Source organism: Microbulbifer sp. TYP-18 (assembly GCF_040932045.1).
Classification (GTDB): domain Bacteria; phylum Pseudomonadota; class Gammaproteobacteria; order Pseudomonadales; family Cellvibrionaceae; genus Microbulbifer.
The window spans coordinates 198,445-216,418 of record NZ_JBFRBC010000002.1; the positions used below are offsets into that span (position 1 = coordinate 198,445).

Annotated in this window: 15 protein-coding genes; 9 read left to right on the forward strand and 6 right to left on the reverse strand. The window is 60.8% G+C overall.

Annotated elements, in window-relative coordinates; genetic code table 11:
* Positions 1 to 142: 142 nt before the first annotated feature.
* Together ABVT36_RS03045 and ABVT36_RS03050 are read left to right on the forward strand one after the other, a co-directional pair.
* Positions 143 to 1,264 carry a glycosyltransferase family 4 protein gene (locus tag ABVT36_RS03045; RefSeq protein ID WP_368455214.1) on the forward strand — a complete coding sequence of 374 codons (1,122 nt, stop codon included), beginning with the start codon at positions 143 to 145 and terminating at the stop codon, positions 1,262 to 1,264.
* A complete protein-coding gene (locus tag ABVT36_RS03050; protein ID WP_368455215.1) occupies positions 1,261 to 1,926 on the forward strand; it encodes a YrbL family protein in 666 nt (221 codons plus the stop codon). Before ABVT36_RS03045 ends, ABVT36_RS03050 begins: the two co-directional genes overlap by 4 nt.
* Before the next feature lie 10 nt (positions 1,927 to 1,936).
* On the opposite strand, the gene ABVT36_RS03055 is transcribed toward ABVT36_RS03050, so the two are convergent.
* A complete protein-coding gene (locus ABVT36_RS03055; protein WP_368455216.1) occupies positions 1,937 to 2,977 on the reverse strand; it encodes a glycosyltransferase in 1,041 nt (346 codons plus the stop codon).
* Entirely contained in the window at positions 2,974 to 3,876 is a 903-nt protein-coding gene (locus ABVT36_RS03060; RefSeq protein WP_368455217.1) for a mitochondrial fission ELM1 family protein, read from the reverse strand. Before ABVT36_RS03060 ends, ABVT36_RS03055 begins: the two co-directional genes overlap by 4 nt.
* Before the next feature lie 216 nt (positions 3,877 to 4,092).
* On the opposite strand from ABVT36_RS03060, the gene ABVT36_RS03065 reads away from it, so the two are divergent.
* From ABVT36_RS03065 to ABVT36_RS03075, 3 genes are read left to right on the forward strand one after another with little or no spacing between them, the layout of a single operon-like run.
* A complete protein-coding gene (locus ABVT36_RS03065; RefSeq protein WP_368455218.1) occupies positions 4,093 to 5,112 on the forward strand; it encodes a glycosyltransferase in 1,020 nt (339 codons plus the stop codon).
* A complete protein-coding gene (locus tag ABVT36_RS03070; RefSeq protein WP_368455219.1) occupies positions 5,093 to 6,403 on the forward strand; it encodes an O-antigen ligase family protein in 1,311 nt (436 codons plus the stop codon). Before ABVT36_RS03065 ends, ABVT36_RS03070 begins: the two co-directional genes overlap by 20 nt.
* Positions 6,400 to 7,740 (forward strand): UDP-glucose/GDP-mannose dehydrogenase family protein, encoded by a 1,341-nt coding sequence (locus tag ABVT36_RS03075; RefSeq protein WP_368455220.1) that lies wholly within the window; start codon positions 6,400 to 6,402, stop codon positions 7,738 to 7,740. Before ABVT36_RS03070 ends, ABVT36_RS03075 begins: the two co-directional genes overlap by 4 nt.
* Before the next feature lie 56 nt (positions 7,741 to 7,796).
* Here the strand turns inward: ABVT36_RS03075 and ABVT36_RS03080 are convergent, their stop codons facing one another.
* The 3 genes from ABVT36_RS03080 to ABVT36_RS03090 form a co-directional block, all read right to left on the reverse strand.
* Positions 7,797 to 8,750: a branched-chain amino acid transaminase gene (locus ABVT36_RS03080; protein WP_367148642.1), complete on the reverse strand. Its 954-nt coding sequence runs from the start codon at positions 8,748 to 8,750 to the stop codon at positions 7,797 to 7,799.
* A 70-nt stretch (positions 8,751 to 8,820) separates the two neighbouring features.
* Complete coding sequence (glnE, locus tag ABVT36_RS03085) at positions 8,821 to 11,688, reverse strand: bifunctional [glutamate--ammonia ligase]-adenylyl-L-tyrosine phosphorylase/[glutamate--ammonia-ligase] adenylyltransferase (RefSeq protein ID WP_368455221.1); 2,868 nt, start codon at positions 11,686 to 11,688, stop codon at positions 8,821 to 8,823.
* A gap of 24 nt (positions 11,689 to 11,712) precedes the next feature.
* A complete protein-coding gene (locus ABVT36_RS03090) occupies positions 11,713 to 13,485 on the reverse strand; it encodes a GspE/PulE family protein (protein ID WP_368455222.1) in 1,773 nt (590 codons plus the stop codon).
* Positions 13,486 to 13,636: 151 nt separating this feature from the next.
* On the opposite strand from ABVT36_RS03090, the gene ABVT36_RS03095 reads away from it, so the two are divergent.
* From ABVT36_RS03095 to ABVT36_RS03105, 3 genes are all read left to right on the forward strand, one after another.
* Entirely contained in the window at positions 13,637 to 14,314 is a 678-nt protein-coding gene (locus ABVT36_RS03095) for a TIGR00153 family protein (protein ID WP_367148639.1), read from the forward strand.
* Between the two features lie 9 nt (positions 14,315 to 14,323).
* Complete coding sequence (locus ABVT36_RS03100; protein ID WP_367148638.1) at positions 14,324 to 15,598, forward strand: inorganic phosphate transporter; 1,275 nt, start codon at positions 14,324 to 14,326, stop codon at positions 15,596 to 15,598.
* A gap of 100 nt (positions 15,599 to 15,698) precedes the next feature.
* Positions 15,699 to 16,508, forward strand: a complete 810-nt coding sequence (locus ABVT36_RS03105) for a PhzF family phenazine biosynthesis protein (RefSeq protein WP_368455223.1) — start codon at positions 15,699 to 15,701, stop codon at positions 16,506 to 16,508.
* 8 nt (positions 16,509 to 16,516) lie between these two features.
* Here the strand turns inward: ABVT36_RS03105 and ABVT36_RS03110 are convergent, their stop codons facing one another.
* Positions 16,517 to 16,993 (reverse strand): DUF6314 family protein, encoded by a 477-nt coding sequence (locus tag ABVT36_RS03110; RefSeq protein ID WP_368455224.1) that lies wholly within the window; start codon positions 16,991 to 16,993, stop codon positions 16,517 to 16,519.
* On the opposite strand from ABVT36_RS03110, the gene ABVT36_RS03115 reads away from it, so the two are divergent.
* Entirely contained in the window at positions 16,993 to 17,865 is an 873-nt protein-coding gene (locus tag ABVT36_RS03115) for a DMT family transporter (protein WP_368455225.1), read from the forward strand. The genes ABVT36_RS03110 and ABVT36_RS03115 overlap by 1 nt on opposite strands.
* The last annotated feature ends 109 nt before the right edge of the window (positions 17,866 to 17,974 follow it).

Below are 17,974 nucleotides of genomic sequence, written 5' to 3' on the forward strand. Positions count from 1 at the left end.
ATGTCTATAATAGGCGACCATGCATTGCAAATAGCGAACTAAGTCAAAGGCCAAAAGTGACGCGTACGCCACTGGCGCAGACTGCAAATGTGGGCGGGCAGTTCGCAAGCTCTAAGCACCACCCGATCCTGGTAAACCACCCATGAAAGTTATGCAGCTGCTGCCGGCTCTAAACACCGGTGGCGTAGAGCGCGGCACCCTGGACCTGGCCCGTGCCCTGGTGCAGGCCGGCCACCAGTCACTGGTGGTATCCAGTGGCGGCAAACTGGTGACACAGTTACAGGGGGAGGGATCGCGACATATACCCCTGCCAATCCACAGAAAATCGGTCACCAGTCTCAGTACCGTGCGCCCGTTGCGCAGGCTGATCGCATCGGAGCAACCGGACATACTCCATGTCCGCTCGCGGATACCGGCATGGCTGACCTACCTGGCCTGGCGCAAGCTGGATCCGCGCACACGACCACGCCTGGTGACTACCGCCCACGGCCTCTACTCTATCAGCCCATACAGCGCCATCATGGCCCGCAGTGAGCAGGTAATCGCCATCTCGGAATGCGTGCGAGATTACCTGCTGGCCCATTACGCAAAATACCTGCAACGACCGCCACAGGTCATCTACCGCGGCGTGGACACCGGGGAGTTCCATCCACATCTGCGGCCACCAGCCGGCTGGCGCCAGTCCGTCGAACAGGAATTTCCGCAGCTGGCCGGCAAACGCTGGCTGCTGCTACCCGGGCGCCTGACCCGCTGGAAGGGACAGGAAGACTTCATACGATTGGTCCAACGCCTCCGCAGCCATCGAAACGATATCCAGGGGGTAATTCTCGGCGGGGCCGAGGCCAACAAGCAGCACTATGCTAACGAGCTTAAACAGCAGGTTAAAACACTGGGTATAGAGGACCGGCTGACCTTCGTGGGCCAACGCAGCGACATCCGCTACTGGTACTGTGAATCCGACTTGGTGTATAACCTCTCCAGGCGGCCGGAACCCTTCGGTCGTACGGTTATTGAATCGGCAGCGATAGGTACGCCGATCATCGGCTACAACCTGGGTGGCCCGGCGGAGTCCCTGCGGGCCTGCTTTCCAGAGGGACTGGTGGCAAACGGTAATGCCGAACAGCTGTTTGAAAAAACGCTGGAATTGTTGGGAAGCGACGCTAAACCGACCCTGGACAGTGAATTCACGCTGGACACCCTGGTTCGACGCACCCTCAGCCTGTACAAGTCACTGCTAAATGAATCCGGGAAGGCCAGAGCGTGATCGACCTGAGCGACCAACAGCCTTTTGCCAGTGGCGGCAACCGCCACTGCTACCGCCACCCGCTGGAGCCAAACAAGTGTGTCAAGGTGATGCGCGCTGGCCGCATTGCCGAATTGCGTGCGCGGGCACCCTGGTACAAACGTCTGACTGGCAGCGCCCGCTTTGATGACAACTTGCGCGAGCAGGCCGGTTACAACCAGCGCGCTCTGCGCAACCAGGGCCCCGACAGCCCAGTATGGTTCCACTTGGCACGCTGGTATGGCCTACAGCAAAGCACCCGGGGCAGGGCTGCAGTGACCCAGCTGATTCTGGATGAAAAGGGCCGTCCAGCGCCGACTCTGGAGCGCTATCTGCAGAAGCACGGACTAGATACCTCCATTAGGGCGGCGCTGGAACGTTTCACGCAGTGGTTGCTGGAAACGGAGGTACTCACCAAGAATATCCTGCCCCACAATCTGGTTGTAGAGGTGCGGCGGGGCGCCCCCGAGCTGGTAGTCATCGACGGCCTGGGACGCTCCAGCCAGCTGCTGTTTCCGGAGTGGCTTGGCGTTTCCAGGCGGCATTACATTCGACGGCGAATACAGCGCATGTGGCGCCGTATTCACTGGGAAGTGTCAGACAAGAGGCTGACCTGGAAGGAAGCCGAGCACCGCAGCACTTAGAGACCGGGGATCACGCCAACGCGCGCTGATATACCCGCCAGGTATCCGCTGCCATCGCTTCCAGTGTGAGCCGCCCGGCGGCGCGGGCAATACTCTCCCGGTAACTCTCACGCAGGGCCCCCAAATCCCCCAATGCCTCGGTCAGCAGGGCCGCCAGGGTGGGTGGATTCAGGTCCCGGGCCAGCCAGCGTGCGGGAATATTCTCCGCCACATAGCCCACATCGGTTGAAACCACAGGGCAGCCACTAAGCAGTGCTTCCGCCACCGTGTAGGGGCCGCCTTCATAGCGCGAGGAGATCACCAGCAAATCCGCCGCCCGATACCAGGAGGCGACCTGGGGTGAAAACCCGACAAATTTTACGCTGTCAGCAATACCCAGCTCTTTTGCCAGCGCCTCCAGTCCTGTGCGCTCGGGACCGTCACCGACAATATACAACTGCGCCTCACCCCGGGCGGTATCTCCCCAGGCCTGCAGCAATAGATCGATACCCTTGGCCGCAACCAGGCGCGCCACCGCAATCACTGCCGGACGCCCAGGCTGCAGCTGTTCGGGGAGGCTTCCGGCGTCCGCCGGCAGTTGGGTGCCGTTGGGAATCACCCGCCAGTCCAGCGCGGAATCCTCCACTGCCTTGTGACTGACCGCGATTCGCTGCGGAAAATGGCGCGCTATACCATCCTTCGGATTGGGTGCATTATGGCGCGTAATCACACATCGACCTCGCAGCAACGGCTGCAGCTTTTGTAACAGATAGGCAGGCTTGCCACCGTGGCCATGGACCAGATCGAAATGCTCCTGACGCAGGGTGCGCAGCAATGCCAGCAGAAACAGGGGATTGCGGCGCCCCCGGTCTGTGTCGAGGGCTATGAAGCGCACTTCGCTAGCAAACAGTTTCCGGTAACGGGGGTGCGCCACCACACAGACTTGTGCGGATGTATTCTGCACCTGCCAGCGGCACTGCTCCTGCACATGCTTTTCCAGACCGCCGGTTTCCTGGCTGGTAAACAGATGGCAGATACGCAGCGGTTCTCCCTGCTTATACTCAGTGCTCACGACTCAACCATACCGCTGCGCCGCAGCAATGCCCGCGCACAGAGTCTCTGTTGCGCCAGTGGTTCCCTGGGCACAGCCTTTATGCATTCACCCTGCTCCAAGGCCAATGCATCCACCAGCATTTCCTGGTCCAGCAAGCGCTGCACCGCGGCGCGAACCTTGTTGTTCCGCCGGCGGCTGGGCAGCGCTATGACTCCCACCTGAGCGCGGCTTTGCAAAGCCTCGAACAGCATGGAAATACTGTCACCGGTCACCCAGATACGCTCAGCCTGCGCCAGTTGCTCCGCCAGCCAGTCGGGCGGACAATCACGCCAGTGAAAAATCTTTCCCCCGCTGCCACGCAACCTTTCCAGCACCCCCAACGGCGTGCGCCGGCTGTCGGAGACTATCCAGTCTCCCGGCATCTGCAGTAACTTTTCCACCACCGCCTGCACTTTTGTACCGTCCCAGCGAAAGTGTTTGCTCGGCCCCCCCAGGAGGATCAGACCGCGGCCAGCAACAGTGGGGCCCGCGGGCAGGGGTTCGGTCAGGGCACCCTGACTGACAATCACGTTGGCCAGCGCGGGAGGCCGATCGTGTTCCGGAATAATGGCGAAATCAAACCAGCACAGCGGCAACGAAGGCTTCATGATCACGACACTGCGGCCGCCGAAGCGGCGTCTGGCCAGCAGCATCGGCCAATGACTGCGATGACCGGCACCGACGATAAAGTGGGGAAGGGGGAGCTGTTGCAGTTCCGCGGGCAGCCCCCGACGCAACAGTTGGAAGAGTGTCAATGGTGCAATATCGTAGCAATCCAATGTATCGCCGATACAATCGCGCAGACCGCTTATCAACGCCGCACTTTGTTTTTCGTGCGCGCGGTTTCCATCGAGAAAGCGCCAGATCGTCAGCTGCAATTGGGAAACCCTGGGATTGACCTTTGGAACCGCGGAAGTTTATCGCAAACCCTCAAAATACCGAAGAGCCATGCTAGCCCATAGAAAGGCTCTATTGAAGCACCGGAAGCATGCAGTATAATCCAGCGGCCGCGGCGTCGCCCCGCGCCCGCACTTTGTTCTGCAAAATCCTGTCGATCGGCGGCGAGAGATAACCCCAGCGGCACACCAGATCCTATGCGTATCATCCACGTCGACAATCACCAACAGCGGAAATATGGCCATACCCGCGTTAGCTGGGCGATCAAGCTATATACCGGCCTGGTGCGCGCCGGTCACAACGTATTGGCTTTCAGCGACCGCGATGTGGCCGCTTTCGAAGCGCCGCTGCGCATTCGCGAACTCGCCAGCCGCAAAAAAGTCAACCGACGACTCCTACAGACCGTGGAGGCGTTCGAGCCAGATCTACTGGTATTTGGCCACTGCGACCTGATCGACAACAAGACTTTTGCGGAGATTCGCCGTATGCGGCCGCAAACAGTCATAGCCGCATGCAATAACGACCCTTTGTTCGTCCCCCGAAACGCCGCCAATATCGCCATGCGCTGCGAAGTTGCCGACGCCATGTTTGTCTCTACCGGTGTCGCGGAACTGGCGCGCTTCGAGGGCAAGGAGGCAACATTGTGGCATATGCCCAACCCGGTGGACCCGGCGGTGGAAACCTGGGACTGCAGCGCCCACAGCAACCAGAGTGTGGATCTGCTGTTTTGCAGCAAAGCCCAGGCCTATACGGAGCGCGGCAAACTGGTCGATTACCTCCGCGAACGGCTCCCGCAGGATTTTCGTTTCGCCACACCCGGGATGTTCGACCAGCCGACCGTCTGGGGACGGGACTATGACCGCATGCTCGGTGACAGCAAAATGGGCCTGAACCTCAACCGGCAGGAGGGACTGCAATGGTACTCCTCGGCGCGGATCGCCCAGATGGCGGGTAATGGCCTGTTGGTTTTCACCCATGCCGCAGCGCGCTTCGACGAGTTTATGCCGGCGGAGAGCCTTGTGTACTTCGACAGTGAGGAGTCGCTGCTGCGGCGCCTGCTGGAGTTCCACGAAGATGATGCCAGGCGGCGACACTGGGCCAGTCGTGCCCGAGCGTTTTTCCACCGCGAAATCAACAATAGGCTCTACGCGCAGTATATTGTCGAGAGCGCCATGAATTTGCCCTACAGCCACGATTATGTCTGGATCAGAAATTAACAACGCAATCCTCTCTCCCGGCCTGTATCGCCAGCAGGACTCAAAGTGGATAGCGGGACTGTCAACGCTGGCCTATGGGGGCATGCTCCTGCTGCTGTGCGGCTTCTACCTGGCCCCGAAAGTGGCGGGCGTGCAGACCGCTTTTTATCTCACTCTGCTGCCGGCCGCCCTGCTGCTGATGCTCTGGCGGAGGGATTACCGTTTCGTCTGGTCATGGCAGTTTGCCGCCTTTTGTACCCTGCCACTGGTGCTGGCACTGTCGACACTGTGGGCATCCGCCGATGTCGCCGATGTCCAGCGAAAAACCAGCTTCTATCTGAAATTAGTGCTCTACCTGGCACTGTTTTACTGTGGTACTTATCTGGTGCTGGAGCGCCGCGGCGACAGGGCGCTGCACCAGTGGCTGCTGGCACTGGTCGCAGTGGGACTGGTTTCCGGTCTGGCCTCGCTGATCGCCTACGGACTCGACGGCGGCCTGCAGCAGTTTCGGCGTATCGGCGGTATTTCCCTGGAGGGCGATATCGACAAAACCGGCATATTGTTCGGCTTTCACGCCCTGTTTTGCTGTTACGGCATCGCACAGTCAGCCCGCCCCTGGCGCTGGCTGTCCTGGAGCGGACTGGTTGTTTCCTGCCTCTACATAGTCCTGTCGCAAACCAAGCTGCCCCTGGTCATGGCATTGTGCGCGCTACTGCTGGCGGCCTTTATTAGCGGTTCGCGTCTGTTGCGGGGTCTGCTTCTACTGGCGGCATTGGCTGCGCTGCCGCTGGGATATCTGGCGCTGTTTGGCGACCTGCCGCTGCTGCACAGAAGCAATGCCTACTCGATCCGCCTGGAACTCTGGGGCCAAGCCTGGCGGGAGTTTGCTCAGGCACCCCTATTGGGATCGGGACTGGTGCACAAACAATTTATTAAACTGCATCACCTGTTGCCGCATCCACACAATTACCTGTTGGATGTGGCCCGCTTTTCCGGTCTGCTCGGGTTGGCCGCCTGTGCCTGGCAGGGCCTGGGCGCCGTCTATACGGTGTTGTCCCGGGAAAAGCTGTCAACCTGGATACCGGGACTCATCGCAGCCTGGTTTGGCTTCGGCACAGTGGCAATGGCCATCTACGCCCAGCAGCCGCTGGTAAAACCCTCCTATATCTGGTTTTTCTACTGGATTCCGCTGGCGCTGCTGCTGGCGCGCAGCCAACTTCAGGCCACGGTGCTGCAAAAAGCATCCAGCAGGCAGCAGCTGCCATCCCAGTACAGTGGTTTTGCAACCATAACAACAGAGTCAAACAAATGAATGTCACCGTATTCGGAACCGGCTATGTGGGCCTGGTGCAAGCCGCAGTACTGGCGGAAGCCGGCAACAAAGTAGTCTGTATTGATATCGATGCGGACAAGATCGCCCGCCTGCAAAGGGGGCAAATCCCCATCTACGAACCGGGCCTGGAACCGATGGTGAAAAACAGCGTAGCCACCGGCAACCTGTCTTTCTCCACTGATGCCGCCTTAGGGGTCGGGCACGGTGAACTGATCTTTATCGCCGTGGGCACGCCACCGGATGAAGATGGATCCGCGGATCTGCGCCATGTGCTGGCAGTAGCCACGACCATCGCTGAACACATGGAATGCAAAAAATACATTATTAACAAGTCCACCGTGCCGGTGGGTACGGCGGACAAGGTGCGGGCAGCCGTGGGCGATACGCTGGCGCGACGCGACAGGGCTGCGCTGGCGTTCGATGTAATCTCCAATCCGGAGTTTCTCAAGGAGGGATCCGCAGTCGCCGACTGTATGCGTCCCGATCGCATTGTCATCGGCACTTCGGAGTGGGATTCTGAGCAGAAGCTGCGTCACCTGTATGCACCTTTCAACCGCAACCACGAAAAAATCCTGGTAATGGATGTAAAAAGCGCGGAGTTGACCAAATACGCCGCCAACTGCCTGCTGGCCACCAAGATCAGTTTTATGAATGAGATGGCCAATATCGCCGACCGGGTGGGCGCGGACATAGAGGCGGTGCGCAAAGGCATCGGCTCAGACCCCCGCGTTGGCTACCATTTTATCTACGCCGGCATCGGTTACGGCGGCTCCTGCTTTCCCAAGGATGTCAAAGCCCTCATTTCCTCGGCAAAACAATGGGGCCTGAACGCCGATATCCTCACTGCGGTGGAATCCCGCAACCAGCAACAGAAACACTATCTGGCCGACAAGATCAGCGGGCACTACCAGGGCGACCTGCGGGGCAAGGCCCTCGCCCTCTGGGGCCTTTCCTTCAAGCCAAACACCGACGATATGCGCGAGGCGCCCAGCCGCGTGCTGATGGAACGGCTGTGGGCACAGGGTGCCGCGGTGCGCGCCTACGATCCGGAGGCGATGGAGGAGTGCCGGCGCCTCTATGGGGACCGGGGGGACCTGGAACTGTGCAACACCAAGGAGGAGGCCCTGGAAGGCGCCGATGGGCTGATCATTGCCACTGAGTGGCAGCAATTCAAGGCCCTGGATACCGGTGCGGTGAAAGCCGCACTGAAAGCACCGGTGCTCTTCGACGGCCGCAACCAGTACGAGCCGGAGGAAATGCGCCAGGCCGGCTTCCACTACTACTGTGTCGGCCGCCCGGATATTCACACCGCCTGATAGGGGAAGAGCCGATCACCTACCGCATTCTGTGGCATCCGGCAGGTGCTGGCCGGTCAGGCCCCATAAGCCTGCGGCTCGACCGGGTCCAATACATCGGTCAGCCAGCCCCGATGTGCCGCGCTGCGCCCTTGCACCACGTCGAAATACAGCTCCTGTAAACGCCTGGTGACCGGGCCGCGGCGACCCCGGCCGATAGTGCGACCGTCCAGCATGCGGATCGGCAGCACTTCGGCGGCGGTACCGGTAAAAAATGCCTCATCGGCGATATACACTTCGTCGCGGGTAATGCGTTTTTCCACCACCCGGTGACCGCACTCGCGGGCCAGCTCGATGACCGTGTTGCGGGTGATGCCGTCCAGACAGGAGGTCAGCTCCGGGGTAAACAGCACGCCGTCGCTGACGATAAACACATTTTCCCCACTGCCCTCGGCCACATAGCCCTCTGGATCCAGCAACAGCGCCTCCTCGCAGCCATTGCGGACGGCCTCCTGCAGGGCCAGCATGGAGTTAATGTAATTGCCGTTGGCCTTCGCCTTGCACATGCTGATATTGACGTGGTGGCGCGTATAGGAGGAGGTGTTCACCTTGATACCCAGTTCCCGCGCTTCCGGCGTCATGTAACTGGGCCACTCCCAGGCCGCCACAATCACGTGGGTGCGCAGGGCGTCGGCACGCAGGCCCATACCCTCGGATCCGTAGAACACCATCGGCCGCAGGTACGCCTGTTGCAGATGGTTCTCCCGCACCACCATCCGCTGGGCCTCGTCGATCTGCTCCAAATCGAATGGCATGGCCATATTCATAATCTTGGCGGAGCGGAACAGGCGGCGGCTATGGTCGTGCAGACGAAAAATGCTGGTGCCGCTGTCGGTCCCGTAAGCGCGCACACCCTCGAAGACACCCATTCCATAGTGCAGTGTGTGGGTGAGCACATGGACCCTGGCATCCCGCCAGGGAACCAGCTCGCCGTCGAACCAGATAACGCCGTCGCGATCGGCAAAAGACATGATGAACTCCTACAAAACCGTAACTCGGACCACAGACACAGTTTAAGCTTAGAGCGGACCGCGGCCTGGCTCAGCCCAGCAGCTGCTGCCAGCAGTTGCAGACGGTCTCTCTCTCCGCTTTGAACTGATTATTGTCAACAGCGCCCGGCAGTCGTTGTAATGCCAGACGGTGACTCTCGGATCGGTAGGCTTTGTAGGCATCGATCAAATGACCGGCCTGGTGGGCCGGCATCAGGCCCGCCTCAATGAGGCTGTCGAGAATGCGGATATTGTCGGAGTACCGCACTATCGATGGCGCCCTGTGCGCCCAGGCCAGAGCGGCATATTGAACCATAAACTCAATATCGACAATACCGCCGCGCCCCTGCTTCAAATCGAATGTTTGATTATTGCTGCTGTCGAGGTGCGCACGCATCTTATCGCGCATTGTTACCACTTCCCCGCGCAATGTTTGCACATCGCGCTGTGTACATAGCAGCTCGAGCCGCAGCTGCTCGAAATCGCCACTCAGACGGCGGCTGCCGGCCACCGGGCGCGCCCTTACCAGCGCCTGGTGCTCCCAGGTCCAGGCGCTCTCGCGCTGGTATTTGCCGAACGCCACCAGCGGCGTCACCAGCAGGCCCGAATTGCCGGAGGGGCGCAACCGCGTGTCCACCTCGTACAGCGGGCCACTCAGGGTGCGTGTCTGCAGTATATGGATCAGGCGCTGGGCCAGGCGCGTGTAAAAACGGCCAGTGTCGATGGGGGCGGCGCCGTCAGTCACCTGCCCGGGGTCAGCATCGTGCACGAAGACAAGATCCAGGTCGGACCCGTGCCCCAGCTCCAGACCGCCGAGCTTGCCGTAGGCGATGATGGCGAAGCGCATGTCCTCGTCGGATGCGCCGGGAGGCAGGCCGTGTTTATCCCGCTGCTGGGCCCAGGCCAGCTGCAGCGCCTGCTGCAGGATGGCCTCCGCCAGCCAGGTGAGGGAGTCGCTCACCCTCATCAATGGCAGGGCGCCACTCACTTCCTGAGCGGCGATACGCAGGCTCTGACCCTGCTTGAAGTGGCGCAGAGCCTCCATCTGCGTTTCCAGGTCGTCCGGGTCGATCCGCAACAGGTCGCGGCGCAATTCGTCAGCAATATCCCGCGCCGTAGCTGGCACCAACAACCGGCGCGAATCCAGCAGTTCGTCCAGCAGGATGGGATGGCGCGCCAATTGATCAGCGATCCAGGGGCTGGCACTGCACAGGCGCAGCAACTGTGTCAGCACCGGCGGGTTTTCGTTGATCAGAACCAGATAGGCGCTGCGCCGCAGCACCGCGCGTATCAGGGGCAAAACTCTGTCCAGCGCCAGCAGCGGCTGTGGCTCTCCCGCCGCAGCCGCCAGCAACAGCGGTATGCAGCGGTCCAGCCGCACCCGGGCGGTATTGGGCAACGCGGCAACGATCCGCGCGCCTGCCAGTTCCGACAGCAGCCGCAGCGCCTCGCCGGGCGGCGCAAACCCCGCCCGCTCAAGTGTGGCCAGATTGGCGTCCTTCCCCGCGTCGCTGCCACACCCCAGCCACAGGCTCTGCCACTCCTCGGCAGCACTGGGCGCGGCAATCTCTTCCGGCGGTGCAATCACCCGGTCGAATTCCCGCTCAATCACCCTCCGCGCCGCCTTCAATTCGGTTTCCAGCGCCACCCAGTTCGCCCGACCCAGAGCAAACGCCAGTTGCTCGCAGTGCTCCGATTCTGCCGGCAGCGACTGAGTTTGCCGATCCCGCTCCGCCTGTAGCGCATGCTCCACTCTGCGCAGTAACAGATAGGCGTTTACCAGTTGCCGCGCGACCCCCTGGGCCAGATGTCCGTCACTCTCCAGCAGCGGCAGCAGCTTTAGCAGATTGCGCTCGCGCAGGGCCGGCTCGCGCCCGCCGCGGATCAGCTGGAAGGCCTGGGCAATAAACTCGACTTCGCGAATACCGCCGGGCCCCAGCTTGATATTGCTGTCCAGCCCACGGGCACGCACTTGGCGCTGAATCAGTGCTTTCATTTCCCGCAGGGCATCGATGGCGCTGAAGTCGATATAGCGGCGGTAGGTAAAGGGCCGCAGCAATTCCATCAGTTCGGCACAGGCCTCCGGATCTCCCGCCACCGGGCGTGCCTTGACCATGGCGAAACGCTCCCATTCCCGCCCCTGGGTCTGGTAGTAATCCTCCAGCGCGGCGAAATGGCTCACCAATGGGCCGCTGTCGCCATAGGGACGCAGGCGCATGTCCACACGAAACACAAAACCGTCGGCGGTGATGGTGTCGAGGGACTTAATCAGGCGCTGGCCCAGGCGCTGAAAAAACTTCTGGTTTTCCAGCACTTCTGCCCCATCCGTATGGCCGGGCTCCGGGAAGGCGAAGATCAGGTCGATATCGGAGGACAGGTTCAATTCCCGCGCACCCAGCTTGCCCATACCCAGCACCAGCAGTGACTGTGGCCACCCCAATCCATCGCGGGGCTCGCCATAGCGGGAAACCAGTGCCCGGTGATGCCAGTCCAGGGCTACCTGAATACAGAGTTCGGCCAGATCCGTGAGTCGCCCACAGGTGGTGGGAATGTCCCACTGACCGGCAAAATCGCGCCAGATCACTTCCGCCGTAACCCGGTTGCGCAGATGCCGCAGGGCCGACTGCAATTCCGCCTCTGTGTCGATGGCGCCCAGCCCATCGGCGGACAACCCCAGATCATCCCGCTGTAGCAATTGCGGCAACAGCGTCGGGAAACGGCAGCACTGTTGCAGAAAAAATTCGGAGCCCACCAGACAGCGGGCGAGTGCCAGTCGATTGTCCCCGTCGCCGAGCAGCGCTTTCACCTCGATCACAATTTCCGGCTCCACCGAATCCACCCAGTGGTGCCAGCGCCGCTGTAAAAGCGGTTGCAGCGCCACGGGACAGATATCCGGGTCAAACATAGGGGAGCTCATCATACTCAGGTCGTGTCACGGCAGAGATCAAAAAGCGATGTCCGGTGGCGGTGCCACCCGCAGTACTTCCGCCACAGTGGTGATACCGGCAGCGACTTTTCTGGCACCGGACAGCCGCAGACTGCTCATACCCTCGCGCATGGCCTGGCGGCGCAGCTGCTCCAAATCGCAGTCGGCGGTCACCAGGGCCTGGATTGACGTGCTGAATGGCAGTATCTCGTAGATCCCCTGCCGGCCCCGGTAGCCGGTGTTGCGACATTCCAGGCAGCCCCCCGGCAGGTATACGGTTTGCGGTGACTGTGCCTTCCAGGGCCGCACCAGCGCCTGCCAGTCGCCGTCGTCGGCAGCGCCCTCCCGCCTGCACGCCGGACAGAGGGTGCGCACTAGGCGCTGGGCCATCACACCCAGCACTGTGGACTTCAGTAGATAGTGTGGCAGCCCCAGGTCCAGCAGGCGGGTCACAGCGGTGGGGGCATCGTTGGTGTGCAGGGTGGAAATAACCAGATGACCAGTCAACGCCGCCTGAACCGCCATCTGTGCCGTCTCCAGGTCGCGGATCTCCCCCACCATGATGATGTCCGGATCCTGGCGCATCAGGGTGCGGATACCGGCGGCAAAATCCAGTCCTATGGTGTGGTGGACCTGGGTCTGGTTGAAACTTTCCTCCACCATTTCAATGGGATCTTCGATGGTGGATACATTGACCGCACTGGTGGCAAGCTGCTTGAGGCCGGTGTACAGGGTGGTGGTCTTGCCGGAACCGGTGGGGCCGGTGACCAGCACTATGCCGTTGGGGCGCCCCAGCATCGCCTGCCAGCGCGCCAGGTCGTCGCCGCTGAGTCCCAGGTCGCTATAGGAGCGTGCCAGTACCTCGGGGTCGAAGATCCGCATCACCAGTTTTTCGCCAAAGGCGGTGGGCAGTGTGGACAGACGCAGCTCCACTTCGCTACCGTCCGGGCGCTTGGTTTTGATACGGCCGTCCTGGGGTTTGCGCTTTTCCGCCACATTCATGCGGCCCAGTATTTTCAGGCGGCTGGTCACCGCGGCGTTGACCTGGTCCGGCAGCTCGTGGATCGGGTGCAGCACACCGTCGATCCGGAAGCGGATACGCGCTATTTCGCGGCGCGGTTCGATATGGATATCACTGGCACGCTGATCGAAAGCGTGCTGCAGCAACCAGTCGACGATGTTGACAATATGCTGGTCGTTAGCGTCCGGGTCCTTGAGACTGCCCAGCTCCAGCAACTGTTCGAAGTTACCGGAAGAGGAGCTACCCTTGAGACCGCTGGCCCCGGAAATGGAATTGGCCAGGGAATAGAATTCCACACAGTAGCGCCGCACATCCGCCGGGTCCGCCACCACCCGTTTGATCTGCCGGCCGCTGGTGTGCCCCAGCTGCTCCTCCCAACCGCTGGTATAGGGCTGAGCAGTGGCGACCAGGAGTTCCTCGGGGCCCGCTTCGACACACAAAATTTCGTGGCGCTTGGCAAACTGGAAGCTCATCACTTCAGTGACGGCAGCCACATTCACCTTGAGTGGGTCTATGTGATAGATGTCGTGGCCCGAAGCATCCGCCAGCCACTGGGTCAGAAGCTCCGCGCCGAGCACCCCACCGGCGTCGCCCTGGTGCTCCAGTGCACAGCTGGCGATATAAGTGAGCGGGTGCATCTGCGCCTGTTCGGCGGAGCGCGGCGTCCCCACCAGGCGGTTGGCATCCCTGCGACTCACCAGCCCCGCCGACACCAGCTCCTCCAGCAAACCCGGCAAGTCCAGTACCCTGTCCGTCAATCTGGCCCCCATAGCGGACACTCCATCATCTATTTTCGATTGGCCTGACGGCGCATTGTAGCTCTATCGGCGCCGTACCACAGTGCACTTTGCCCCGAATTACCGCGCTGCGCACATCTTGGGGTACCATGCCGCGCTTGCGTCCAGAGCAACGGAGCTCACCATGCCCTTGTCCAACATCGCCAACCTGTTTGGCCAGTCCCCCATCAAACCCATCAAGGAGCACATGGCCGCCGCCCAGCAGGCCGCCGCCGACCTGGTGCCCTTCTTTGCGGCCCTGATGGAGCGCGACCTGGAAACGGCGGAAACACTGCAAAAACGCATTTCTGCCAGCGAAAATCACGCCGACGATATCAAGCGCGACCTGCGCCTGCACCTGCCCAACAGCCTGTTTCTGCCGGTATCCCGCTCCGACCTGCTGGAACTGCTGCGGGCCCAGGACGAAGTGGCCAATACCGCCCAGGATATCGCCGGGCTGGCCACGGGCCGCAAGATGGAGATCCCCGCGGATCTGCAGCCGAAGATGAAAACCTTTGTCGACAGCGCCGTGGCCGCCTCGGCCCAGGCGTTGCGAGCCATCAACGAACTGGATGAGCTGCTGGAATCCGGTTTCGCGGGCCGGGAAGTGGAAATCGTCCAGCGTATGACCGAGGAACTGGACGACCTGGAGCGCGAGTCCGACAGGCTGGAAGTGGAAATCCGCGCACAGCTGTTCGGAATCGAAAAAGAACTCCCACCGGTGGATGTGATTTTCCTCTACCGGGTCATTGAATGGATCGGCGTTCTGGCCGATCGCGCCCACAGCGTGGGTAACCGATTGCAATTGTTGTTGGCGCGCTAAGGGGGCACCGTGGAAATTATCAGCCAGTACGGCACTATTCTGCTGATTCTCGCCTGTATTTTCGGCTTTTTTATGGCCTGGGGTGTAGGCGCCAACGACGTTGCCAACGCCATGGGCACCTCCGTGGGCTCCCGGGCGCTGACCATCAAGCAGGCAATTCTGATCGCGATGGTATTTGAGTTCGCCGGCGCCTATCTGGCGGGCGGAGAGGTCACGGCCACCATCCGCAAGGGCATCATCGATTCAGAGATATTCTCCGACCAGCCACAGTTACTTGTCTACGGTATGCTCTCGGCGCTGCTGGCTGCCGGCACCTGGCTGCTGATCGCCAGTATCCTCGGCTGGCCTGTGTCCACCACCCACTCCATTGTCGGCGCTATCGTCGGCTTTTCCGCGGTAGGTATTTCCGTCGACGCGGTCTCCTGGGGCAAGGTGGGCAGCATTGTTGCCAGCTGGGTCGTATCCCCGGTGCTGGCAGGCACCATTTCATTCATGCTGTTTCGCAGCGTGCAGCGGCTGATCCTCAATACCGAAGATCCCTTCAGCAATGCCAAGCGCTACATTCCCTTCTACATGTTTGCCGTAGGCTGGATGATCGCCATGGTGACTCTGACCAAGGGTCTCAAACATGTGTTCAAGGATGCCGCTATCCAGCTGAGCTTTATACAGGATGCCGGTATAGCGGCCATTGTCGGCTTGGTGGTTATGGCTGTGGGTGTGGTGATGCTCAAGCGCGTCAAGCGCGACCCGGAGCGGGAAAAAGAAAACCGCTTTGCCAATGTGGAGCGGGTATTTGCGATTTTGATGATTTTTACCGCCTGCGCCATGGCCTTCGCCCACGGTTCCAACGACGTCGCCAATGCCGTGGGACCGCTGGCGGCGGTGGTCAATACCATCCAGCAGGGGGCGGTTACCGCAAAGGCCACCATGCCCTCGTGGATACTGCTGTTGGGCGGACTGGGAATCGTCGTGGGCCTGGCTACCTACGGTTTTAAGGTCATGGCCACCATTGGCCGCAAGATCACTGAACTGACGCCGAGCCGCGGCTTTGCCGCCGAGCTGGGTGCGGCGGCCACAGTGGTGCTGGCCTCAGGAACCGGCCTGCCGATCTCCACCACTCACACCCTGGTAGGTGCTGTGCTGGGCGTTGGCCTGGCCCGAGGTATCGGCGCCCTCAACCTGCGTATGGTCACCACCATTGCCGCCTCCTGGGTGGTCACATTGCCGGCTGGCGCCGGCCTTGCCATCCTGTTTTTCTTTTTCTTTAAAGGCATATTCGGCTAGGGCCTGTTCTAGCAACCGGTCTTTTGCTCTGATAAAAATAGGGAAGCCTTATGCGCTTCCCTTTTTTTGCACCACCGTGCCACCCGCAAAAGGAATGTCCATGCGACTACCCATTTTTCAGGCCGATGCCTTCACAGCGGAGTTGTTTGGAGGCAACCCGGCAGCCCTGGTGCCTCTTGAGCAGTGGTTGCCCAATGACCTGCTGCAGCAGATAGCCACCGAGAACCAGCTGTCGGAAACCGCCTTTACCGTGCCGAGCGCGGCGGGGTTCCAATTGCGCTGGTTCACTCCAGCGTCGGAGGTCCCCCTTTGCGGCCACGCCACCCTCGCGGCCGCGCACCTTTTGTGGACCGAGCTTGGCTGCGGGCACCGGGAGATTCTCTTTAGTACCCTGAGCGGCGAGCTGCGGGTGCAGCGCGAGAAGGATCTGATCGCGATGGACTTTCCCGCGCAGAAGATGCAGCCCCTGACCACCAGCGGGGCTTTTGCCGACAACTTAAAGCAGGCCTTCGGCTGTCTGCCACGCAACGCGGTCAGGGAAGAAAGTGAAGGGGGAAAACTGCTGCTGGAATTTGCCGGTGCCGCCCAGGTGGCGGCACTGAAACCGGACATGCGATCCGTTGCCGCCCTGCCGTACCAGGGAGTGGTGTGCACCGCCACCGGCGATGAGTACCCATGCGACTTTGTCAGCCGTTTTTTCGCCCCCAATGTCGGCATCGACGAAGATCCGGTAACCGGCTTTGCGCATACCCTATTGACGCCATACTGGGCGGAAAAGCTGGACCTGGCACAAATGCAGGCGCGGCAGATCTCCGCCCGCGGAGGAGTGCTGGAATGCCAGTTGCAAAGCAACAGAGTGATATTGCGGGGTAGGGCCGTGACCTATATGCGCGGTGAAATCAGGCTCTAGCAGGTTGTTCACCAGTAGTGGTAATGCAGCCGCTCATTTTTATGCGGTCCCTGTATCTGCCAGATCAGCTCGATATCCGGCCGGTGCAGTAACAGTTCAGCGGTATAGGTATCGCGACCGCAATGATGGGGAGTCACCTGGCGGAAGCCGTGGGCGGTGACTGGCGCCAATTCAAACAAGAGTACCGGCACAGCGCGGCGCAGGTGTTCCAGCTTCAGGCTGTCCTGCAACAGGGTCCAGCGATAGCGGTTTTGCATTTTGACCCGACGCCCGTCGCTATGGGTAAAATGCGCGCTTTCCTCGAACAGTAACTGTGAGGCCGCTGTTTCGGCAACAACCTGACCACGCCCGTGACCGTGCCAATCGGTGGCAGAGCCGGGGCCATTGCTGGCGGTAAAACTAAATTCGCTCACCCGGCCCAGGCACTGCCACAGGCAGGCCAGCGCCCGGCGCTGACCATCGCCCACGAGACACCTTTCTTCCAATGCCACTACTCCTATTTGTCACCGCCCTCTGGGCCTTTTCTTTCAGCCTGATCGGCGTCTACCTGGCCGGACAGGTGGACAGCTATTTTTCGGTATTGAGCCGGGTATTTCTCGCCGCACTGGTATTTTTACCGCTGTTGCAATGGCGCGGTCTGCCGGCCCGCAGCGCCTTTGCCCTGATGGGTATAGGCGCGGTCCAGCTGGGGCTGATGTACCTGTTTTATTATCAGTCATTTCTGCTGCTTAGTGTGCCGGAAGTACTGCTGTTTACCATCTTTACACCCCTGTACCTTGCACTGATCTACGACCTGCTGACGCGGCAGCTGTCGGGCTGGAATCTGCTGATTGCCGCGGTGGCGGTATTTGGGGCGGCAATCATTCGCTGGGACCATCTGTCCGGCGATTTCTGGCGCGGCTTTTGTGTCGTACAGGGCGCCAATCTCTGCTTCGCGTTCGGCCAGGTCGCCTATCGGCGGTTCGCACAAACCCATCCCCGCCTGCCGGCGCGCCAGACCTTCGGCTGGTTTTACCTGGGAGCCCTGTTGGTAGCTACCGGCGCCTGGTGGGGACTCGGGACTCCCAACTACCCCCGCACGGTGGAACAGTGGACGGTGCTCCTATGGCTGGGTATCGTCGCCTCCGGATTGGGATATTTTCTGTGGAATAAAGGCGCCACCCAGGTATCCGCCGCTACCCTGGCGGCCATGAACAACGCACTGGTACCCGCCGGGCTGTTGGTGAATCTGTTACTCTGGAATCGCGAAACCGACCTTACCCGGCTTTTTGTTGGCGGCGTGGTCATCGTGGCGGCGGTGGTTGCCAGTAGCCGCTACAACCGGGGCCGCACCAGAACAGCAGCTGCCGGCCTGTAGGATTAAGCGACACCGACTTTCACACCAGAGGCTGTTGCGCCACTATTTGAATATCGGCGATCCAATGGAAAGGCCAAGGGTTTGCCTGCCCGGTTGACGGCCAATCATG